21 protein-coding genes are annotated in these 21,421 nt (G+C 68.3%); 14 read left to right on the top strand and 7 right to left on the bottom strand.

Translation table 11 applies throughout. From position 1 onward, the window contains the following. Positions 1–31: 31 nt before the first annotated feature. Together VARPA_RS16170 and VARPA_RS16165 are read right to left on the bottom strand one after the other, a co-directional pair. A complete protein-coding gene (locus VARPA_RS16170) occupies positions 32–499 on the bottom strand; it encodes a DUF6152 family protein (RefSeq protein ID WP_013541658.1) in 468 nt (155 codons plus the stop codon). Positions 500–535: 36 nt separating this feature from the next. Next, positions 536–955 carry a hypothetical protein gene (locus tag VARPA_RS16165; RefSeq protein WP_013541657.1) on the bottom strand — a complete coding sequence of 140 codons (420 nt, stop codon included), beginning with the start codon at positions 953–955 and terminating at the stop codon, positions 536–538. A gap of 145 nt (positions 956–1,100) precedes the next feature. Between VARPA_RS16165 and VARPA_RS16160 the strand changes: the two genes are divergently transcribed. Together VARPA_RS16160 and VARPA_RS16155 are read left to right on the top strand one after the other, a co-directional pair. Then, positions 1,101–1,658: a sigma-70 family RNA polymerase sigma factor gene (locus VARPA_RS16160; RefSeq protein ID WP_013541656.1), complete on the top strand. Its 558-nt coding sequence runs from the start codon at positions 1,101–1,103 to the stop codon at positions 1,656–1,658. Beyond that, a complete protein-coding gene (locus VARPA_RS16155; RefSeq protein WP_013541655.1) occupies positions 1,655–2,296 on the top strand; it encodes an NrsF family protein in 642 nt (213 codons plus the stop codon). The genes VARPA_RS16160 and VARPA_RS16155 overlap by 4 nt, the downstream gene beginning before the upstream one ends. Positions 2,297–2,311: 15 nt before the next feature. Here the strand turns inward: VARPA_RS16155 and VARPA_RS16150 are convergent, their stop codons facing one another. Continuing rightward, positions 2,312–3,829 (bottom strand): helicase HerA-like C-terminal domain-containing protein, encoded by a 1,518-nt coding sequence (locus tag VARPA_RS16150; protein WP_013541654.1) that lies wholly within the window; start codon positions 3,827–3,829, stop codon positions 2,312–2,314. Positions 3,830–3,955: 126 nt separating this feature from the next. On the opposite strand from VARPA_RS16150, the gene VARPA_RS16145 reads away from it, so the two are divergent. The 10 genes from VARPA_RS16145 to fabG are packed head-to-tail and all read left to right on the top strand — an operon-like array spanning position 3,956 to position 13,448. Continuing rightward, on the top strand, positions 3,956–4,267 hold the full coding sequence (locus tag VARPA_RS16145; RefSeq protein WP_013541653.1) for a phosphopantetheine-binding protein: 312 nt from the start codon (positions 3,956–3,958) through the stop codon (positions 4,265–4,267). 5 nt (positions 4,268–4,272) lie between these two features. Next, positions 4,273–4,917 (top strand): membrane protein, encoded by a 645-nt coding sequence (locus VARPA_RS16140; RefSeq protein WP_041942929.1) that lies wholly within the window; start codon positions 4,273–4,275, stop codon positions 4,915–4,917. Between the two features lie 16 nt (positions 4,918–4,933). After that, positions 4,934–6,643, top strand: a complete 1,710-nt coding sequence (locus tag VARPA_RS16135) for an AMP-binding protein (protein WP_013541651.1) — start codon at positions 4,934–4,936, stop codon at positions 6,641–6,643. Continuing rightward, a complete protein-coding gene (locus VARPA_RS16130) occupies positions 6,643–7,647 on the top strand; it encodes an acyl-CoA synthetase (protein ID WP_013541650.1) in 1,005 nt (334 codons plus the stop codon). Before VARPA_RS16135 ends, VARPA_RS16130 begins: the two co-directional genes overlap by 1 nt. Further along, the gene (locus tag VARPA_RS16125; protein ID WP_041942928.1) at positions 7,619–8,245 is read left to right on the top strand and encodes a LolA-related protein; all 627 of its coding nucleotides are present in this window, start codon (positions 7,619–7,621) and stop codon (positions 8,243–8,245) included. The genes VARPA_RS16130 and VARPA_RS16125 overlap by 29 nt, the downstream gene beginning before the upstream one ends. Next, positions 8,242–10,644, top strand: coding sequence for an MMPL family transporter (locus VARPA_RS16120; RefSeq protein WP_013541648.1), 2,403 nt, complete (start codon positions 8,242–8,244; stop codon positions 10,642–10,644). The genes VARPA_RS16125 and VARPA_RS16120 overlap by 4 nt, the downstream gene beginning before the upstream one ends. Next, positions 10,644–11,486, top strand: a complete 843-nt coding sequence (locus tag VARPA_RS16115; RefSeq protein ID WP_013541647.1) for a polysaccharide deacetylase family protein — start codon at positions 10,644–10,646, stop codon at positions 11,484–11,486. Before VARPA_RS16120 ends, VARPA_RS16115 begins: the two co-directional genes overlap by 1 nt. Positions 11,487–11,494: 8 nt before the next feature. After that, positions 11,495–12,250 carry a class I SAM-dependent methyltransferase gene (locus tag VARPA_RS16110; protein ID WP_013541646.1) on the top strand — a complete coding sequence of 252 codons (756 nt, stop codon included), beginning with the start codon at positions 11,495–11,497 and terminating at the stop codon, positions 12,248–12,250. Beyond that, positions 12,247–12,720, top strand: coding sequence for a 3-hydroxyacyl-ACP dehydratase (locus VARPA_RS16105; RefSeq protein ID WP_013541645.1), 474 nt, complete (start codon positions 12,247–12,249; stop codon positions 12,718–12,720). Before VARPA_RS16110 ends, VARPA_RS16105 begins: the two co-directional genes overlap by 4 nt. Next, positions 12,717–13,448 (top strand): 3-oxoacyl-ACP reductase FabG, encoded by a 732-nt coding sequence (fabG, locus tag VARPA_RS16100; RefSeq protein WP_013541644.1) that lies wholly within the window; start codon positions 12,717–12,719, stop codon positions 13,446–13,448. Before VARPA_RS16105 ends, fabG begins: the two co-directional genes overlap by 4 nt. Positions 13,449–13,464: 16 nt before the next feature. Here fabG and VARPA_RS16095 read toward each other — a convergent pair whose 3' ends face one another. From VARPA_RS16095 to VARPA_RS16080, 4 genes are all read right to left on the bottom strand, one after another. After that, a complete protein-coding gene (locus VARPA_RS16095; RefSeq protein WP_013541643.1) occupies positions 13,465–14,157 on the bottom strand; it encodes a mobilization protein in 693 nt (230 codons plus the stop codon). A gap of 72 nt (positions 14,158–14,229) precedes the next feature. Beyond that, positions 14,230–15,522: a type II toxin-antitoxin system HipA family toxin gene (locus VARPA_RS16090; protein ID WP_013541642.1), complete on the bottom strand. Its 1,293-nt coding sequence runs from the start codon at positions 15,520–15,522 to the stop codon at positions 14,230–14,232. Next, on the bottom strand, positions 15,519–15,845 hold the full coding sequence (locus VARPA_RS16085; protein WP_013541641.1) for a transcriptional regulator: 327 nt from the start codon (positions 15,843–15,845) through the stop codon (positions 15,519–15,521). The genes VARPA_RS16090 and VARPA_RS16085 overlap by 4 nt, the downstream gene beginning before the upstream one ends. Positions 15,846–15,913: 68 nt before the next feature. Beyond that, the gene (locus VARPA_RS16080) at positions 15,914–16,672 is read right to left on the bottom strand and encodes a hypothetical protein (protein ID WP_041942926.1); all 759 of its coding nucleotides are present in this window, start codon (positions 16,670–16,672) and stop codon (positions 15,914–15,916) included. 114 nt (positions 16,673–16,786) lie between these two features. On the opposite strand from VARPA_RS16080, the gene smc reads away from it, so the two are divergent. Together smc and VARPA_RS16070 are read left to right on the top strand one after the other, a co-directional pair. After that, a complete protein-coding gene (gene smc, locus VARPA_RS16075; RefSeq protein WP_013541639.1) occupies positions 16,787–20,302 on the top strand; it encodes a chromosome segregation protein SMC in 3,516 nt (1,171 codons plus the stop codon). 13 nt (positions 20,303–20,315) lie between these two features. Beyond that, on the top strand, positions 20,316–21,416 hold the full coding sequence (locus tag VARPA_RS16070; RefSeq protein WP_013541638.1) for a cell division protein ZipA C-terminal FtsZ-binding domain-containing protein: 1,101 nt from the start codon (positions 20,316–20,318) through the stop codon (positions 21,414–21,416). The last annotated feature ends 5 nt before the right edge of the window (positions 21,417–21,421 follow it).

Genomic DNA, 21,421 nt, shown 5'->3' with positions numbered 1-21,421 from the left:
GCCGGGGCGGACCATGCCCCGGCGGCGACGTTCAGGCCGGCGAGGAGCGAAGTCCGTAGGCCTTGCCGCCGACGAACAGGTATTCGGCGCGCAGCACCGCATCGCCTTTCTCTCCGGTGAAAGTGAAGCCGAGCACGCCCACCTGGGTGCCGGGCTTGATCTCTTCGACGCCCCAGGCCTGCAGGCGCGTGAGGGGCGCCAGCTCGACCTGCCATTTGCGGTCGCGCCGCGTCGGCAATTGCGCCTTGGCCAGGAGCGCGGGGCCGTCGACGGACGTCGTCTGCTTGGGCAAGGCGCGTTGCTTCAGGTCTGCGGGCAGCGCCGGGTTGTCGGGCAGTTCGAGCTCCAGCTCGCCATGCGGGTTGCGCCACAGGACCTTGGTTGCGCGGCCCTCCAGGTAGAGGGGCCGCTCCTGGTCGAAGCTGCTCCATCCGTGGTGCGCCCAGGCGGGCAGGGCAAGGCCCAACGAGGCGGCAGTGAAGAGGCGTCTTTGCATCATCTCGGTCTCCTTCGGTTCAGTCGGTTCAGAGAGGGTTCAGAGGTAGGCGATCCAGCGCCCGCAGATGATGACAGCGAGCCAAAACCCCAAGGACAGAAGGCATTGCACCTTGCCGAAGCGGTCGATGGCCGCGACGCCGCTGCGGAAATGAAAGAGCGCGGCATTGGCGCCGGCCAGGGCGATCAGGAGCATCTTGATGCGAAAGGCGTTGTTCGCGAGCAGTTCGTCCGGCTGGCCCGAGAACATGGTGAGGCCGGTGGCCGCGCACAGCCCGAACCCGACGAGCGCGGGGCGCAGCGTGAGCCGTGCCAGCAGCGGTGCGGGCAGCTCGCGGCCCATGCCGAGCGCGCGCAACTCGAACACCAGCAGCCCGCCGAACAGCAGCGCGATGCCGACGATGTGCACCACCTCCAGCGCCGGGTAGGCCCAGGGGTGCGAGACGAGTCCGCGGAACATCGGCGCAGCTTAGCCCAAGGTGCGCGCGAAGGGCCTGCGGGCGCCGGCACTTTGCGTGTCGCGGCACAATCCAATGCACTATTTTTCGACCCGGCTGTAACCAGCCAGCCCGATGGCACGAACCCCTATAAGCAGCAGGATGCAGATGGGCGACGCGGAAGCGGCGCTGCGGAGCCTGTTCCTTCGGGGCCTCGATGGCGACGCGAACGCCTACCGCGAATTCCTGCAGAAACTCAGCGCGCACCTGCGCGCCTTTCTGGGCAAGCGCCTCTTTGGCTGGCCCGATGAAGTGGAAGACCTTGTCCAGGAATGCCTGCTCGCCATGCACAACCAGCGCCACACCTACCAGAGCGACCAGCCGCTGACGGCCTGGGTGCATGCCATTGCGCGCTACAAGATGATCGACCTCTTGCGCGCGAAGTCGGTCCGCGAAGACCTCCATGACCCGCTGGACGACGACCTCGCCGTGTTCGCCGAGTCGGCCACCGAGGCCAGCGATGCGAGGCGCGACCTCGGCGGCCTGCTCCAGACGCTGCCCGAGCGCCAGCGCCTGCCGATCGTGCACGTGAAGATCGAGGGCCTCTCGGTCGCCGAGACCGCGAGCCTCACGGGCATGTCGGAGTCGGCGGTGAAGGTCGGCATCCACCGCGGACTCAAGGCGCTGGCCGCGCGCTTCGGCCATGAGTGGAGCGCTGCCGCATGAAGACCGACGACCTGGTCGCGATGCTCGCGAACGGTCCCGTCGCGGTGCCGCGCCGCGCGACGAGCCGGCGGCTGTGGCTGGCGCTGCTGGTCGGCATGCCGCTGTCGTTCGTGATCCTGTTCGCCGAGTACGGCCCCAGGCGCGACCTGGTGCAGGCCATGTTCTGGCCGATGTTCTGGGTCAAGGTGCTGTTTCCGCTGTGCATTGCGGCGGCCGGCTTCGTGATGGTGCAGCGGCTTGCGCGGCCGGGTGTTGCCGTGCGGCATGCCTGGCTTGGTGCGGTGCTGCCGGTGCTCGGCGTCTGGGCACTGGCTGCCATCGCCTGGTTCACCCTGCCGGCCGAGGACAAGATGCCGTCGCTCATGGGGCAGTCGTGGCGCATCTGCGCGCTCAGCATCGGGCTGATGGCGCTGCCGGTTTTCGCGGCCACGCTGGTGGCGCTCAAGGGGCTCGCGCCCACGCAGCCTGCGCTGGCGGGCGCCGCGGCAGGTGCGCTTGGGGGCGGTGTCGGCGCAGCGATCTACGCGCTGCACTGCATGGAGCTCACCGCACCGTTCCTGGCGGTCTGGTATGTGAGCGGCATTGCCGTGCCGGTGCTGGTCGGCGCTGCGCTGGGGCCGCGCCTGCTGCGCTGGTAAGCCTGCCCGCGGGCTTCAGCGCTTCTTGCTGCCGAAGATCCCGCCGAGCACGCCGCGCAAAATCTCCTTGCCCACCGACGTGCCCATGGTGCGCACCGCCGACTTGGCCATGGTCTGCACCAAGCCGTCGCGCTTGCCGCCGCGCGGGCCGGTGCTGCCGAAGATCATGTCGTTGAGCATGCCGCCCATGCCGGAGCCGGCTTCCTCGGTGCCGGCCCCGCCGGCGGGCCCCTTGGCCGCGGGCGCATTGGGTGCGGACTCGGCGCGGCCCTTGAGCTTTTCGTAGGCCGATTCGCGGTCCACGGTTTTCTCGTACACGCCGGCCACGAGCGAGTTGGCGATCAATGCCTTGCGCTGGTCGGGCGTGATCGGGCCGAGCTGGCTGCCCGGCGGCAGCACGAACACGCGCTCGGTCACGCTCGGGCGGCCCTTTTCATCGAGGAAGCTCACGAGCGCCTCGCCGACGGCGAGTTCGGTGATGGCGGTCTCGATGTCGAGGCCGGGCTTCTGGCGCATCGTGCTGGCGGCCGCCTTCACGGCCTTCTGGTCGCGCGGGGTGAAGGCGCGCAGCGCATGCTGCACGCGGTTGCCGAGCTGGGCCAGCACCGTGTCGGGAATGTCCAGCGGGTTCTGGGTGACGAAATACACGCCCACGCCCTTGGAGCGCACGAGCCGCACCACGAGTTCGATGCGTTCGACCAGCGCCTTGGGTGCCTCGTTGAACAGCAGATGGGCCTCGTCGAAGAAGAAGGCGAGCTTGGGCTGATCGGGATCGCCGATTTCGGGCAACTGCTCGAACAGCTCCGACAGCATCCACAGCAAGAAGGTCGCGTACAGGCGCGGCGAATTCATCAGCTTGTCGGCCGCCAGCACGTTGACCACGCCCTTGCCGCCCACGGTCTGCATGAAGTCGGCGATGTTGAGCATCGGCTCGCCGAAGAACTTGTCGCCGCCCTGGGTCTCGATCTGCAGCAGGCCGCGCTGGATGGCGCCCACGCTGGCGGCGCTGATGTTGCCGTACTCGGTGGTGAACTGGCTGGAGTTCTCGCCCACGTACTGCAGCATGGCGCGCAGGTCCTTCAGGTCGAGCAGCAGCATGCCGTTGTCGTCGGCGATCTTGAACACCAGGTTCAGCACGCCGGCCTGGGTTTCGTTCACGTCGAGCATGCGGCCCAGCAGCAGCGGGCCCATGTCGGACACGGTGGCCCGCACCGGGTGGCCCTGTTCGCCGAACACGTCCCACAGCGTGACGGGGCAGGCGGAGGGCTCGGGAACGTCGATGCCGCGTTCCTTGAGCGTGGCGGCCAGCTTGCCGCCGATGGTGCCTTTCTGGCTGATGCCCGTCAGGTCGCCCTTGACGTCGGCCATGAACACCGGCACGCCGATGCTGGAGAGCTTCTCGGCGATGGTCTGGAGGGTGACTGTCTTGCCGGTGCCGGTGGCACCGGTAATGAGACCGTGGCGGTTGGCAAGACTGGGGAGGAGGGCGCACTCGATGCTGTCGTGGCGGGCGATCAGAAGGGGGTCTGCCATGAGAGGCTCCGGTCGTATCGAAGCGGGTAGTCTAGGGCCCTCGCACAGGGTGAACAGGCCCTGGGCCGCACTCCTATAATCCACGGCCGCACGATAGGTTCAGGAAAAAGTTTTCAGGAGGTTTTTTTGTCATCGACTGCTCAGCCCCCCATTCCCGCCACTGGCGATGCGTCAGAACAGTCGCCGATCGAAAAAGAACTCGCCGTGCTGCTCGTGAACGCCCTCAATCTCGAGGTTGCGCCCGAGGACATCGTCCCCACCGAGCCGCTGTACGGCGAAGGTTTGGGCCTTGACTCCATCGACATCCTCGAAGTCGCGCTCGAAGTCTCGCGGCGCTATGGCTTCCAGCTGCGTTCGGACGACGAACGCAACCAGCAGATCTTCCAGTCGCTGCGCACGCTCGCGACGCACGTCGCCCAGCACCGCGCCGCTCCCTGAATCCCATGTCACGATGGCGAATAGCACTCCTGCTGATGGTGGGAGTGGCCTATGCCGGCCTTTCCCACTGGATGACCCTGTTCCACGCCACCGAGCCGTGGGCGGTGGTGGTGTTGCTCGGCCCGCTGTGGCTTGCGGCCATGGGTTTCGCCGCCAGTTGGTTCGGCCGCTGGGGCTTTGCGGCCGCAATGGCATTGGGCATCGGCGGCTTCTCGCTGGTCTTCCTGGGTGAAGCGGGCGATCCGAACCGCCTCTATGTGCTGCAGCACGTCGGCATCAACGGCGCGCTCTGCGGCTGGTTCGGCTCCACGCTGCGCGGCCGCGGGCTGCCGCTGATCACGCAGTTCGCGCAGCGCGTGCATCCGCTCAAGGGGCACATGCTGTCCTACACGACACATCTCACGCAGGTCTGGACCGTGTATTTCGCGGTCGTGGTCGTGTCGTCGATCGTGGTCTACCTGACGATGCCGTTCTCGGCCTGGTCGCTGCTGGCCAATGTGCTGTCGCCGGTGTCGGTGGCCCTGTTGTTCGTCGGCGAGCACCTGGTGCGCTACAGGCTGCATCCCGAGTTCGAGCGCACCCGGCTTGTCGATGCGGTGCGTGCTTTCTACGGCACCTCGACGATCGACAACGGCGCCGGCCCCCGGTGACACAGGCGCAGCCCGCGTGACGACAGACAACCCCTTCCTGCCCCTGCTCGCGGACCGCGACCCCGACGCCCCTCTGGCCTGGCGTGCAGGCGAGCCTGTGAGCACCCGCCAGTTCCTGGCCGACGTGGCTCGCTTCGCGCCGGTGCTGCCGGCCGAAGGCCCCGCAGTCAACCTGTGCGTCGACCGCTACGCCTTCGCGGTGAGCCTGGGTGCCGCGCTGATGCGCGGCCACGCGAGCTTGCTGCCGCCCGACGCGCGCCCCGACACGCTGGCGCGCCTGGTCGAAAGCCACGGCACCCGCCTTTTCGCGCTCACCGACGACACGAAGCAGCAGACGCCCGGCATGCAGCGCGTGCTGATCGAGGACCGCTCCAGCCTCGAAGGCGACGCGGACGCGACGGTGCCCGCATTCGACGGCGCGATGCACGCGGCCAGCCTGCTCACCTCGGGCTCCACCGGCGCGCCGCAGCCGCATGCCAAGAACTGGCGCACGCTGGTGGGCGACGTGGCCGTCGCGGTCGAGCGGCTCAGCCGCGTCCTCGGCCGTCCGTCGCTCGAAGGCCTGACGCTGGTCGCGACCGTGCCGGTGCAGCACAGCTACGGCCTCGAATCGTCGGTGTTGCTCGCGATGCTGGGCGGTGCCATGTTCGAAAGCGGACGGCCCTTTTTCCCGGCCGACGTGGCGCAGACGCTGGCCTCCGTGCCGCGCCCGCGCGCGCTGGTGACCACGCCGTTCCATCTGAAGACGCTGCTGCTGTCGGGCATCGAACTGCAGCCGGTGGACCTGATCCTCTCGGCCACCGCGCCGCTGTCGCCGCAGCTCGCGCTCCAGGCCGAGCAGGCCATGGGCGCGGTGCTGCTCGAAATCTACGGCAGCACCGAGTCGGGCCAGGTCGCCACGCGCCGCACGACCGAAAGCGAGATCTGGGAAAACTTCGGCCAGATCCGCGTGCGTGCGGAGCCGGGCGAGGGCGACGGGCCCGAGCGCTTCATCTTCGAGGGCGACTTCATTCCCGAGCCGACGCCCATGGCCGACGTGCTCGAGCTCCTGGACGACCGGCGCTTTCGCCTGTTCGGCCGCGCCAACGACCTGATCCATGTGGCCGGCCGGCGCAGTTCGCTCGCGCACCTGAACTACCACCTGAACAGCATTCCCGGCGTGGACGACGGCGCGTTCTGGCTGCCCGACGAAGTGGCCGACGGCGTCGTGCGTCCGGTGGCCTTCGTGGTGGCGCCCACGCTGGCGGCGAGCGAGATCATCGCCGCGCTGCGCCAGCGCCTGGAGCCGGTGTTCGTGCCGCGGCGCGTGGTGCAGGTGAAGTCTTTCCCGCGCGAAGGCACCGGCAAGCTCACGGTGCGGGCGCTGCGCGAATTCGCGCTGGCGCAGCTCGCGGAAGACGACACGCCGGTGAAGATCGCACACACCGTGCCCGTCGACCATCCTTCTTTCTCCGGCCATTTCCCCGGCCAGCCGCTGCTGCCCGGCGCGCTGGTGCTGGCCGAGGTCATGGAAGCGATCCAGCGCGTACCGGCGCTGGTCGCGCGCCTTGGGGTGAGTCCGACGCTCGCGGCGGCCAAGTTCCTGGCGCCGGTGCGGCCCGGCAGCACGCTCTCCATCGAACTGCAACCGGAAGCCGGTGCCGGCCGCGGCGTGCGCTTCGACGTGCGCTGCGACGGCGTGGTGGCTGTCACCGGCCGCTGGACTGCCGTGCAAGAGTCCGCGTGATGAAGCACACCGACGCCGAAACGCGCGCCCTCAACGAGGCTGCCCAGTCTGCGCAGACCACGCAGAAGGGCGGCTGGACCCAGGCGCCCGAGCGCAGCAACATGCTTGCGCTGCGCTGCATCTGTTTCATGGCGCTGGTGTGCGGTCGCCACGTCACGCGGCTGCTGCTGCCGCCGATCAGTCTTTACTTCCTGTTGTTCGCGCCCGCGCCGCGCCGGCAGATCAAGCGCTATTTGTTCCGGGCCATCGGCCCGCACGCGGGCTGGATCGACGGCTACCGGCTGCTGCACGCGTTCTCCTCGACGGTGCTCGACCGGGTGTATTTCCTCCGCGGCCGCATGGATCTTTTCAAGATCGCGATCGAAGGCAACGAACCGCTCGAAACCGAAGCGGCCGAAGGGCGGGGCGCCTTTCTGCTCGGTGCGCACGTGGGCAGCTTCGAGGTGATGGGTGCCTGCAAGCACCGCACGCAGCAGCAGGGCCTGCGCCTCGCGATGCTGATGTACCCCGACAACGCACGGCGCATCACGGCCATCCTCAACCACATCGCGGTGCCCGAGATGCGGCCCCACGTGATCGCGCTCGGCCGGCCGAATTCGATGCTCGCGCTGCGCGACTGGCTCGACGACGGCGGCCTGGGCGGCATGCTGGCCGACCGCACCCTGCCGGGCAGCGAAGACCAGCCTTCGCACCACCGCGGCAACAGCATCGTGCTGCCGTTCCTTGGCCAGCCGGCTTCCTTCAACGACGGGCCGTTCCGCCTGGCAGCACTGCTGCGCCGCAAGGTGTTCTTCATGGCCGGCCTCTATGGCGGCGGCGCTCGTTACGATGTCCGGTTCGATCCGCTCGCAGACTTTGCCGAGCCGCCGGTCGACGCCGCGGACCGCGAGCGGCGCATCCGCGCCGCGGTCGAGGCCTACGTCGCACGCCTGGAGGCGCTGTGCCGCGCTTATCCGTACAACTGGTTCAACTTTCATGATTTCTGGCTCGAAGATGCGGCTTGACCGGCTTTGCAAGGTATTGGTGCTTGCGGTGGCTTTCTGCGCCGCGCCGGCGTGGGCGTTCGACCTGCCCGAGTTGATGGGCCTCCTGGCCAAGCAGAAGAGCGGCGAGGCCCGCTTCACCGAACAACGCTTCGTGCACGGCCTGGAAGGCCCGCTCGACGCGAGCGGCACGCTGAGCTTCGAGGCGCCCGACAAGCTCGTGCGCCGCACGCTGTCGCCGCGCGCGGAGACCATGGCCGTCGACGGCAACACGCTCACGCTCTCGCGCGGTGGCCGCAACCGCACGCTGGCGTTGGACAGCATGCCCGAGCTGCTCGGCCTGGTCGAAGCCATGCGCGGCACGCTGAGCGGCGACGGCGCCACGCTGCAGCGCTATTTCAAGAGCACGGTGACGGGCGCGCCGGGCAAGTGGACGCTCGACCTCACGCCCATGGACAGCCGCCTGGCCGCGCAGGTGCGCAGCATCCGCATCAGCGGCCGCGCGAGCGACGTGCTGGGGCTGGAGATGGAGTTCATCGGCGGTGATCGCTCGGTCATGACCATCTCGCCGAACGCGCCCGCGGCCCCGTCCGGCGCGGCCGGACGCACCACACCGTGACCACCGTGAATGCGGCGCCGCAGGCGGGCGGCCCGCCGGGCTGGCGGCAGAGGGCCGTCGTGTTGATCGCGTGGCTGCTGGTGCTGCTGTGCGGTGCCGTCGTCATCGCGCGCACGCAGATCGGCGCCGATCTCTCGGCCTTCCTGCCCAAGAGCCCGGACCTGCGCCAGCGCGTGCTGATCGAGCAACTGCAAAGCGGCGTCGCCTCGCGCACGCTGATGCTGGGCATCGAGGGCGGCAGCGCCGAGCAGCGCGCCGCGGCCTCGCGTGCCACGGCGAAGGTCATGCGTGAGAGCCAGCTCTTCGACCTGATCCAGAACGGCGACGTCGGCGACTGGAGCGAGGCGGGCACCTGGGTGTTCCAGCACCGCTATCAACTCTCGCCCGCGGCCGTGCCGGGGCACTTCACGGCCGAGGGCCTGCGCGACGCGATCAACGAGACGCTGTCGATGCTGGGCACGCCGGCCGGCAACGTGATCAAGCCCTTTCTCGACCGCGACCCGACCGGCGAGACCCAGCGCATCGCCATGGAACTGGTGCCCGCGAGCTCGCCGCGCAGCGAAGACGGCGTGTGGATGTCGCGCAGCGCGCCCCGCGCGCTGATGATCGCCACCACCCGCGCCGCCGGCAGCGACCTCGACGCGCAGGCCGTGGCCATCGCGAAGGTGCACGCGGCCTTCGACGCCGCCACGCGCGAGATGGGCGAGGCCAAGCCCAAGCTGCTGCTGAGCGGCCCGCCGGTGTTCTCGGTGATGAGCCGCGACAAGATCAAGACCGAAGCCATTCATCTCGCGATCGTCGGCGGCATCGTGATGGGCGTGTTGCTGCTGCTGGCCTTCGCCTCGCCGCGCGCGCTGCTCATCGCCTTTCTGCCAGTGGCGACGGGCGTGGTGATCGGCACCGCGAGCGTGAGCCTGGTGTTCGGTTCGGTGCACGGCCTCACGCTGGGCTTCGGCAGCACGCTGATCGGCGAGACGGTGGACTACGCCATCTATTACCTGATCCAGGCGCGCGGCGCCAACGTGGCCGGCACCGGCTGGCAGCGCTGGCGAGACCTGAACTGGCCCACCGTGCGGCTCGGGTTGCTGACGTCGGTGTGCGGCTTCGCGGCGCTGGTGTTCTCGGGCTTTCCGGGATTGGCGCAACTGGGCGTGTTCTCCATCGCCGGCCTGGTCTCCGCCGCGCTGGCCACGCGCTATGTGCTGCCGATGCTCGCACCCGACGGCGCGACCGGCATGGGCATGCGCAAGTACATGGCGCAGCTCGCCGGCATGCTGGTGCGCGGCCTGCCGCGCCTGCGCTGGCCGCTGGCCGCGCTGGGCGTGGCTGCGCTGGGGCTGGTGCTGTGGCAGGGCGGGCACCTATGGCGCGCCGACCTGGGCGCGATGAGCCCGGTGCCCAAGTCGGCCCAGCAGCTCGACGAGATGCTGCGCAACGACATCGGCGCGAGCGACGGCGGCGTGCTGGTCGTGGCCTACGGCGACGACGATCAGGCGGCGCTGCAGAACACCGAAGCGGCGGCGGCGAAGCTCGATGCGCTGGTCGACACGGGCGAACTCGTCGGCTACGAGGCCGTCACGCGCGTGCTGCCCAGCGCGGCCACGCAGCGTGCGCGCATTGCGAGCCTGCCCGACGCGGCCACGCTGCAAACCAGCCTGGCCGAAGCGACGAAGGGCCTGCCGCTGCCGGCTTCGCGGCTCGGGCCGTTCCTGGCCGACATCGAGGCGGCGCGCAAGCAATCGCCCGTGCAGCGCGCCGACCTGGCTGGCGGACCGCTCGGCTCGGTGCTGAATACGCTGATGTACCAGCGTCCGGGCGGCGGGTGGGCGACGCTGCTGGTGCTGCACCCCGGAACGAAATTCGACCAGGGCCGGCTCGAAGCCGCGCTCGCGGGCACGACCGACGTGCAGGTGGTCGATGTCGGCCGCGAACTCGCGAGCCTGTACCAGCGCTATCTGCATGAAGCCTTCGTACAGGTGCTGCTCGGCGCGCTGGCGGTCGTGGTGCTGCTGGGCATCTACCTGCGGTCGTGGCGCCGCCTGCTGGCCGTGTGCCAGCCGCTGGTGTTCGCGGTGATGCTCACGCTCGGCGGCATGGCGCTGGCGCAGGCTGCGCTCGGCATCCTCCATCTGGTGGGGCTGCTGCTGATCGTGGCGGTGGGTTCGAACTACGCGCTGTTCTTCGACCAACTGCGCACGACAGGGCGGGCGGATGAAGACACGCTGGCCTCGCTGATGCTGGCGAACCTCACGACGGTGGTGTCATTTGGCTTAATCGCGATATCGGATATCCCGGCACTATCGTCGATCGGTCGTGTGGTGGCCCCGGGGGCGTTGCTGGCGCTGCTGCTGTCGGCGGCGTTTGCCCGGCGTGTGGCGCCGTCCGTGCGGCGCACCTGATGGGAAAATCCGCCGCCATGTCTTCCGCAGTCGTCACCGCTTCCGAATCCTGGCCCTGGCCGCCGGCCATGCGCGCCAGCGCGGCCTTGCATGTGGCCGCCATCGGCGCGGGCGTGCTGGTGCCGGGCGCGTGGCCGTGGGCAGTCGGCGCGATCGTGCTAAACCACGCGCTGATCACCGGCGCCGGCCTCACGCCGCGCAGCAACCTGCTGGGCCCCAACGTCACACAGCTGCCCGAAGCGGCGGCGGCTCGCCGCGAAGTGGCGATCACCATCGACGACGGGCCCGAGCCCGAAGTCACGCCTCGCGTGCTCGACTTGCTGGACGCGCACGGCCAGCGCGCCACCTTCTTCTGCATCGCCGAGCGCGTGCTGGCGCATCCGGAACTGGCGCGCGAGATCGTGGCGCGCGGCCACAGCATCCAGAACCACACGGCGCGGCACCGGCACAACTTCTCGTTCCTCGGACCGCGTGGCTTCGCTAGCGAGATCGCGCGGGCGCAGGACATCCTGACCGAGGTCACCGGCCAGCGCCCGACCTGTTTCCGCGCGCCCGCCGGGCTGCGCAATCCGTTTCTCGAACCCGTGCTGCATCGCCTGGGCCTTTCGCTCGTGAGCTGGACGCGGCGCGGTTTCGACACGCGCGAAGGCGACCCCGCCAAGGTGATGGCGCGCCTCGCCCGCAACCTGCAGGCCCGCGACATCCTGTTGCTGCACGACGGCAACGCCGCGCGCACCGCCGAAGGAAAACCCGTTTTGCTGGAGGTATTGCCCTTGTTGCTCGAACGCCTGCGCGCCGATGGATTGCGCGCCGTGACCCTGGCTGAAGGGATGAAGCTGTGAGTGCCGTGATGTCGTCGCTGTCGACCGACAACGCATGGCGCGAACTGCACGAAGCCGCGACCGTTCCCTACAAGAAGGGCGGCACCTTCGCCTGGCAGTTCGCACGCGGCAAGCTGGGGCGCGACCCGGTGTTTCGCGGCCTGCTCGAACGCGGGCTGATCGACGCGCAGCATCGGCGCGTGGTCGACATCGGCTGCGGACAAGGGCTCTTCGTGAGTCTGCTTGCCTCGATGAGCGCGATGCAGCAGCAAGGACGCTGGCCTGCTTCATGGCCGGCCACGCCGGCCGCCGCGGACTACACCGGCATCGAACTGATGCCCAAGGACGTGGCGCGCGCCGAGGCATCGGTCGGCCACTTGCAGCCGACGCCGCGCCTGGTGTGCGCCGACATGTGCTCGGCCGCCTTGCCCGATTGCGACCTGGTCGTGATCCTCGACGTGCTGCATTACGTGGACCTCGCGGCGCAAGAGGGCGTGCTGACGCGTGTGCGCGATGCGCTCCGGCGCGGCGGCAACCCGAAGGCGCGGCTGCTGCTGCGCGTGGGCGACGCGTCGAGCCGCCGCGGTTTCGCGATCAGCCAGTGGGTCGATCGCACGGTGACGCGCATCCGCGGCCACAAGGTCTCGCCGACCTGGGGCCGTCCGCTCGCCGAATGGACGGCGCTGCTGCAGCGCCTGGGTTTCCGCGTGCAAAGCATTCCGATGAGCGAAGGCACGCCATTCGCCAACGTGCTGCTGGTCGCCGACCTGGAGGCCGCCGCTTGACGGCACCGCAGACGCTCGACCGCGCGGGCATCGCCGCGCGCATTCCGCACAGCGGCAGCATGTGCCTGCTGGAGCGGCTCGATGGCTGGGATACGGAAGTGATCCGCTGCAGCACGACCACGCACCGGCTGCTGGACAACCCGCTGCGCACGACCGGCGGATTGCTCGCTCCGAACGCCATCGAATACGCGGCGCAGGCCATGGCGCTGCACGGCGGTTTGCTGGCTGCTGAAGGCAGCACGCCCTCGGCCGGTTTTCTGGCGAGCGCGCGCAATGTGCGGCTGGCCGTCGCGCGGCTCGACGACGTCGAGGGCGAACTGCATGTGCAGGCCCGGCGCCTGTCGGGCGACGAGCGACAGGTTCTCTACGAATTCGCGGTCAGCGCCGACGACGGCCGCACGCTCGCCGAGGGGCGGGCCGTGGTGGTCCTGAACACGCCGCTCGCAACACAAGAAAGCACCGCAGCATGAGTCTCGAAGGAAAACGCGCACTGATCACGGGCGCCAGCGGCGCACTCGGCGCGGCCATGGCCGAACGATTTGCGCGGGACGGCGCAACGGTGCTGCTGCATGCCAACTCGCGGCCGGAAGCGGTCGAGCAATTGGCCGCATCGATCACGGCGGCGGGCGGCAAGGCGGAATGCCATGTGTTCGACCTGCGCAGCGATGAGGCCTCGGCGGCCGCGTGCACGCGCATCCTGGAAGGCGGGCCGGTCCAGATCCTCGTCAACAACGCCGGCGTGCACGACGACGCGGTGCTGCCGGGCATGCGCGCCGATCAGTGGCACAAGGTGATCGACGTGTCGCTCAACGGCTTCTTCCGCGTGACGCAGCCGTTGCTGCTGCCGATGATGCGCACGCGCTGGGGGCGCATCCTGAACATCTCGTCGGTGTCGGCGATCACGGGCAACCGGGGGCAGGTGAACTACGCCGCGGCCAAGGGCGCGCTCAACAGCGCGACCAAGGCGCTGTCGCTCGAAGTGGCGTCGCGCGGCGTGACGGTCAATGCGATCGCGCCGGGGATCATCACGTCGCCGATGGCGGATGCGGTGTTCGATCCCGCGGTCATCAACCAGATGGTGCCGGTGAAACGGGCGGGAACGCCGCAGGAAGTGGCCGCGCTGGCGTCGTTCCTGGCCAGCGACGAAGCGGCCTACATCACCGGGCAGGTGATCTCGATCAACGGCGGGATGATCTGAGGCCTGCGGCTGGGCGTTACAGCGGCAGCGTGTCGAACGCGGCGTAGGCCGTAGCCAGCCACGACTTCACGCGCTGGCGTTCCAGCAGACCCAGGGCGTGCGCGCCTTCGCGATCGTTCACGGCTTTCCAGAAGCTCGTGTTCTGCGCATCGATCTTGCGCATGCTGGCTTCGTGCAAGCGCGGCAATGCAATGACCCGCGCACCGTTCGCATTCGCCTTGGAGAGCGACTGCGAGGCCAGCAACATCCCGAAATCGCTGCCGCGCCCGTAGTTCTGCACCACGATGTAGTTCGGCCGGTTCCCGAAGGTGTCGATCAGCGTGCCGAGGAGGTCGGTCGAGTCCTTGCCGTCGTCGAGCACGTGCCAGAAATTGACGGTCACGCCGATTTCGGCGAACACATCGAAGAGATCCGATTCCTTGATCCAGCGCGATAGCGGGGCCAGCGTCTGGGCCGCCAAGTCGACGATCACGCTTTGCTTCGGATTGCTCTCGAAGCCGTTCACGACCGTGTCGAGTCCTTCGTAGCTGTCGACCACGACGGGCGAGGCGAAGCCTTCGTAGAAGCGGGTGAACGAGCTGTGCGAACGGTCGGTGTCGAAGCCGGTGAAAGGGCGGCTGCGGTCGATGAAGTACTGGGCCAGGACGCGCGCCGTGACCGACTTGCCGACACCGCCTTTTTCGCCGCCGATGAAATTGATGGAGCTCATGAGTTGCTGCTGCCTCGAATGGGTTGAGGGGTGAAGGGCTGAATCATTCTAGGGGGCGTGTTTTTCTGTTTGTTACTTGCCGCGCTTGGCCATGCCTTGCAGCAAGGGGTGTGCCTGCAAGCGTTGCTGCAGCCGTTTTTTCCACGGCGCGGGGAGCGTCGAGGCGTCGATCATTTCGGGCCAGAGACTGCGTGCGAGCCGTGCCGTGTCAGTGACCACGCGGCGCACCAGCGGTTCGTGCAGGCCGGTCGAGAAGCAGAAGGCGCGCACATTGGCGGGCGTGAAGAGGGCAGTGCGCTTGGGCGTGGCGCCTGCGTTCGGTAGCAGCGGCAGGGCATGGCCGTCGACGCCCTGGATCGCTGCGTACGCGACGATGTCGTAGGCCGGCGCCAATCGTGGCGCGATGCCGTCGGCGTACAGCACGCCGAAGTTCTTCAGGTGGGCGTCGGGGTTGCCGAGCAAATCGTTCACCGCGAGGCGGCGCACGAGTTCGAGCACCGCGTCTTCGCCCAGCGACGGGAACGCCTGCATCGCGAGCGCCATGTCGAGGTAGCTGGCGCTGTACTTGTGCATCGGGTCGACGGCGAGCACCTGCGCGAAGTCCTCGAAGTGGATGCGGCGCGCGCCGTCGCGGTCGAAGCGCGTCACGGCCAGGAAGTCGGGCTCGTCGGGCAGCGCGTAGCTGTGCTCGGCCTTGATGGCCGAGAGCGGTGCCAATTCGGCCTCGCATACCGTGACACCCGCGGCGCCCGCCATCTGCAGCGAGAACATTTCGAGCTGCGGCATGTGCGGCCGCCCAGCCACCGGTAGCTTGGCGATCACGCGCGTGCTCGCGCCGGCCCGCGTGCGCGCCACGTAGCGCCCGCCCTGGCGGCGCAGGCCCAGCTTCGGTTGCACGCCCGACACCGAGATGCCCTGCGGCATCGGCAGTTCGACCACGGACATTTCGAGTGCGTCCTGGTCCTGGGTGATGAGCCGCTGCAGCGTGCCGCGGTCCACCGACACCGGCTTGGCGCTCACCGCGCCGGGCAGGTCGCCGCCGCAGGCCGCGAGCAGTTCGAAGTGATCGTTTTCTCGGCAGCCGCGCAGTTGCGCGATGTGGCTGCGCAGCACGCCCTCGGGCAGCAGGTTCTGGAAGAAGCGCGGGAGCTGCCCGCCCTGGGCATTGAAGAGCGGGTTCTTCACGTCGGCCCAGAGGGCGGCTTGCGTGGCGGGGTCGCTCGCCACCATCGAGAGGGAGAGCACCTCCTGCGGCGGTGCGGCGATCAGTTCGGGCTCCGCCACGAAGCGGCACAGGTCGGCGTACTGGAAGAGCTTGCCGAAACGCCGTGTGCCGAGCGAGATCTCCAGGATCTTGACGTTCATGGCGAGCGGCGTTTGTTGTTGGTGGTGGTGTATGGCGGCGGGGCCGGCGCCTGCGCGACCGCGTGGCCCACGCGGGTGGCGACAGGGCGATAGCCGGGATCGGTGGCTGCGGTTTCACCGAAGCCCTTGGGCGCCAGTTGCAGTTCCAGCCCGAGCGCATCGACCAGCGCGAGCAGGGAGGACATTTGCGGATTGCCCTGAAGGCTCAGGGCATTGCGGACCGAGCGCTCGGTGAGCCCGGAGCGCAGCGCGATCTCGGCGGTCGAGAGGCCTGACGCATCGCGCCGTGCGACCAGGGTGTTGATGAGCTCTTGTCTGTTCACGGAAAAGATATTACCGGAAACTCCATTTTGGGAAATATATTTCCTGGACGGTGTCGCGGCTATCCAGCTTATTTGGGCACCAGGGTGAACAAAGGCATGACCACGCCCATCACCCAGTTCTGGCCGAAATCGAGTGCCGCGCGCCGGTACTTCTCGTCGGCCTGCGCGGCAAGCAGGTCGAGCCGGGCCACCACCTTCGACAGCTCGCGGTCGGCCACGAGGTTGCGGCCGCGCTCGCTGATCTCGGTGGCCAGCAGCAGTGGCTGGCCGTCGGGGCCGGTCTTGGAGGAAATCAGCCAGAGCGAGATCTCGAAATTGCGCGCGGCCCGGTAGCTGTTCTCGGCGTCGACGCCGTCGATCATGGTCTGCTCCCAGGTGCCGCCGTTGGCCTGCTTGAGCATCGCGGCCCAGCCGACCACCAGCGCGGCGACGCGATCGCCTTGGTAGGACTGCGGTCCGGTCTCGAAAGCCAGACGGATAGCCTCGATGCCGTTGGCGCCGCGCAGCTCGGGCAGATCGGGGCCTTTGAGGATGGCGTCCCAGGTGCGCTGGATGGCTTCGTCGATGCTCGCGGCCGACTTGCGCCACTCCCGCGGGTTGCGCCGGTAGAGCGTGGTCTGGACGCGCCGGATCGACTGCAGGTTGTCGCGCAGCGAGAGGTTCGCGATGCGGTTGGCGCCGGACTGCAACCATTCCTGGTTGGCATAGGGCTCGGCGCGGTCGGTCGACCGAAACGAAGAACAGCCCGCCAGGCCAAGCAAGGACGCGGCGCCTGCCAAGAGGCAGGTGCGCCGCGCCGCAAGGGGTAAAACCGGAGAAACACTCATGCCCTGACGTTATCATCCACGGCTGGGGCGGCGGCTCGCTTCGAGCAGCGAGCCCGTGCAATTTTCCTTACAAATCAATACCTTGGCGTTAACGCCAAGGCAGGCCGACAAGTCGTGCGTCTTAATTCCATCAAGCTTTCGGGCTTCAAGTCGTTCGCCGAACCCACCAACTTCCTGCTGCCGGGCCAATTGGTTGGCGTGGTCGGGCCCAACGGTTGCGGCAAGTCGAACATCATGGATGCGGTGCGCTGGGTGCTCGGCGAATCGCGCGCCTCCGAACTGCGCGGCGAGTCGATGCAGGACGTGATCTTCAACGGCACGACCACCCGCAAGCAGGCCAGCCGCTCGAGCGTCGAGCTGGTGTTCGACAACGCCGACCACCGCGCCGGCGGCCAGTGGAACCAGTTCGGCGAAATCGCGGTGCGGCGCGTGCTCACGCGCGACGGCACCAGCAGCTACTACATCAACAACCAGCCGGTGCGCCGCCGCGACGTGCAGGACGTGTTCCTCGGCACCGGCCTCGGCCCGCGCGCCTATGCCATCATCGGCCAGGGCACGATCAGCCGGATCATCGAATCCAAGCCCGAGGAACTGCGTCTGTTCCTCGAGGAAGCAGCCGGCGTCTCCAAGTACAAGGAGCGTCGCCGCGAGACCGAAAACCGCCTGGGCGACACGCGCGAGAACTTGACGCGCGTCGAAGACATCCTGCGCGAGCTCAATGCCAACCTCGAGAAGCTCGAGAAGCAGGCCGAGGTGGCTGCGCGGTACAACACGCTGCAGGGCGAAGCCACGAAGAAGCAGCACCAGCTGTGGTTCTTGAAGCGCAGCGAGAGCGATGCCGACCAGGCCAAGATCAAGTCCGATTCCGAGCGCGCGATCAACGACCTCGAATCGCGCACCGCCGATTTGCGCCACATCGAAGCCGAACTCGAGACCGTGCGCCAGGCCCATTACGCGGCCGGCGACCAGGTCAACCAGGCGCAGGGCAAGCTCTACGAGGCCAGTGCCGAAGTCGGCCGGCTCGAAGGCGAAATTCGCTTCGTTGTCGAAGGCCGCCAGCGCGTCGAGCAGCGGCTCGTGCAGCTGCGCGAGCAGATGGGCCAGTGGGGCACGCGCCGTGAAGAAGCCGAAGCAGAGATCGAGACGCTGGCCGGGAGGGGCGTCGATGCCGAAGAGCAAGCCATCCTTTTGGCCGCACAGCTCGAAGAACACGACGCGCGCATGCCCGAGCTCGAAGAAGCCGTGCAGCGCGCCCAGAACGAAGCCAACAGCCAGCGCACGACCGTGTCGCAGGTGCAGCAGCAGATCCAGGTTCTGGCCGCCGACCAGCGCAACATCGAAGACCAGAGCCGACAGCTCACGCTGCGCAGCGAGCGCCTGCGCGCCGACCAGAACGCGCTGGCCGCGCCCGACGAGGCGCGTCTGCTCGACATGCAGGAGCAGCTCGCCGTCGCGCAGGAAACCGCTAGCGAAGCCGAGGCCCGCCTGCACGAGCTGCAGGAAGCCGTGCCGCAACTGGACGACGACCGCCGCGCGAAGCAGCAGGCCGTCAACACCGAAGGCGCGCGCCACGCCGAGTTCTCGGCGCGGCTCGAAGCGCTGCGTGCGCTGCAGGAAAAGGTCAAGACCGACGGCAAGCTGGCCCCCTGGCTCGCCAAGCATGGCCTCGACGGCCTGCAGGGCCTGTGGAGCCGCATTCACATCGAGCAGGGCTGGGAAAGCGCGCTCGAAGCCGCATTGCGCGAGCGCCTGGGCGCGCTCGAAGTCAGCCGGCTCGACATGGTCCGCGCCTTCGGCAATGACGCGCCGCCGGCCAAGCTGGCGTTCTACAGCCCGCCATCGGCCGGTGCGCCTCAGGGCGTGGCGACGCTGCCGCGGCTGTCTAGCCTTCTGCGGCTGAACGATGCCGGCCAGCAAGCCTTGCTGAACGACTGGCTCCACGGCTGCTACACCGCCTCCAGCTTTGAAGAAGCACTGGCGCAGCGCGCCACGCTGCAGCCGGGCGAAGTCATCTACGTGCAGAGCGGCCATGCCGTGTCCTCGCACAGCGTCAACTTCTACGCGCCCGACTCTGAGCAGGCCGGCCTCCTGGCCCGCCAGCAGGAAATGGAAAACCTGGAGCGCCAGCTCCGCGCTCAGACCCTCATCAACGAAGAGGCGCGCACTGCGCTGATTCGCGCCGAAGCCGCCTACGGCGACGCAGCGCAACGCCTCGTGACCGCACGCCGCGAAGCCGCCGACACCCAGTCGCGCGCCCACGAATTGCAGGTCGAAACCCTGCGCATGACCCAGCTCGCCGAGCAAACGCGTGCGCGCAGCCAGCAGTTGGCCTCCGACCTCGGCGAAGTCGATGCGCAACTCGAAGAACTGCAAGAGAAGCGCATCGCCGCCGAAGGCCGCTTCGAAGAGCTCGACATGCAACTGGCCGACAGCCAGGAGCGCCACGCCCAGCTCGACGAGCGCGTCATCGAAGCCGGCCGTGCGCTGAATGCCAGCCGCGAGCAGCACCGCAGCCTGGAGCGGCAGGCGCAGGAAGCCACCTTCTCGCAGCGCACGCTCGAAGCCCGTCGTGCAGAGTTGAACCGCGCGATCGAGACCGCATCGCAGCAGGTCGTGGCGCTCACCGACGAAGACGAGCGCGCCCGCGCCGAGCTGAGCCGGCTCTCCGACGCCGCTGCGCAGGCCGGCCTGCAGGACGCGCTGTCCCTCAAGCTCGAACGCGAAACCTCGCTCGGTGCAGCCCGCAGCCAGTACGACGACCTCACGCTCAAGCTGCGCGCCAGCGACGAGCGCCGCCTGCAGTTGGAGCGCGAACTCGATCCGCTGCGCCAGCGCATCACCGAATTCCAGTTGAAGGAGCAGGCCGCGCGCCTGGGTGTCGAGCAATACCAGCAGTTGCTGGAAGATGCCGGCGCCGATCTCGAAGCCATTGCGCAATCCATCGAGACCGACAAGGTGCGCCTGACCGGACTTCAGAGCGAAATCGACCGTCTCAACCGCGAAGTGGTCGCACTCGGCGCGGTGAACCTCGCCGCGCTTGACGAACTCGCGATTGCCAGCGAGCGCAAGACCTTCCTCGATGCCCAGTCGGCCGACCTGAACGAAGCCATCGGCACGCTCGAAGACGCGATCCGCAAGATCGACGCCGAAACGCGCGACCTGCTCGGCGGCACCTTCAAGATCGTCAACGAGCACTTCAGCCGCATGTTCCCCGAGCTCTTCGGCGGCGGCAATGCGCGGCTGGTGATGACGGGCGACGAAATCCTCGACGCCGGCGTGCAGGTGCTCGCGCAGCCGCCCGGCAAGAAGAACCAGACCATCCACCTGCTCTCGGGCGGCGAGAAGGCGCTCACGGCCATTGCGCTCGTGTTCGCGATCTTCCAGCTCAACCCGGCACCGTTCTGCCTGCTGGACGAAGTGGACGCGCCGCTGGACGACGCCAACACCGAACGCTATGCCAAACTCGTGACCGCCATGAGCCGCGAAACCCAGTTCCTCTTCATCAGCCACAACAAGATCGCCATGGAAATGGCCGAGCAGTTGATCGGCGTCACGATGCAGGAGCAGGGCGTTTCGCGCATCGTCGCGGTGGACATGGAGGCCGCGGCCTCCATGGTCGAGGCCGCTTGAGCTGGCGGCGCGCATGAGCAATCTCACTCTCGCTCTCTCCATTCTTGGAGGCCTCGTTCTCGCGGCCGTCGTCGGCTACGAAACCTTCATGTCGCGCCGCAATGCGCCGCGCCAGCCCGATGCGGTGGATACCGCGCTGGCCGATGTGGAGCGCTCGATGTCGTCGGGCGACGGCGTGGAGCCGATGCTGCACGTCGATCCGAAGCAGATATCGGCGCAAGACCGTCACGAGCCGCTGTTCGATCCCGACCTGCCGGCGCCCAGCGGCGTTCCGGTCGCCACCGGCGAGCGGCGCGGCGGGCTCGATCCGCTGATCGACGTGATCGCGCCGGTGTCGCTGGACGGACTCGCTTCGGGCGACGCCGCCATCGCAGCCATGCCGCCGACGCGGCGTGCGGGCAGTAAGCCGGTCGCCATCGAAGGCCTCAACGAGCACACGGGCCAATGGGAGCCGCCCGTGGCCGGGCAGCGCTACAGCGCGTTCCAGGTCGGCGTGCAACTGGCCAACCGCACGGGCGCGCTCAACGAGATCGAATACTCCGAATTCGTGGTCAAGGCACAGGCTTTCGCCGATGCGGTCAACGGCTCGCCCGAATTTCCCGAGATGCTCGACGAGGTGGCGCGGGCCCGCGAGCTCGACCAGTTCGCGAGCGCGCACGACGCCCAGCTCGGCTTCGTGCTACGTGCGCTGCACGCGGCCTGGAGCCCGGGCTACGTGCAGCAGAACGCCGCGCGGCTTGGTTTCGTGACAGGCATCATCCCGGGGCGCATGGTGCTGCCGACCGGTGAAGCCGGCTTGCCGCCGATCCTCGGGCTGGCCTTCGATACGCAGGCAGCGCTGGCCGACGATCCGGCGCAATCGGCCATCCGCGAACTCAGCCTGAGCCTGGACGTGCCGCAGGTCGATCGCGCCGAAGAGCCGTTCCGCCGCATGCGCGAAGCCGCCGCCACGCTCGCGCGCGAGATGGACGGTGTCGTGACCGACAGCGACGGTCAGTTGTTGCGCGACGAGACGATGGACGTCATCGGCAACGACCTCGAGCAGCTCTACGACACGCTCGATGCACGTGATCTCGCGGCGGGTTCACCGCTCGCACGGCGCCTCTTCAGCTAACTCCG

It is taken from the genome of Variovorax paradoxus EPS (assembly GCF_000184745.1).
Lineage (GTDB): Bacteria > Pseudomonadota > Gammaproteobacteria > Burkholderiales > Burkholderiaceae_C > Variovorax > Variovorax paradoxus_C.
Note: the sequence above shows the minus strand (reverse complement) of the source record. Positions and strands in the feature narration are given on the sequence as shown.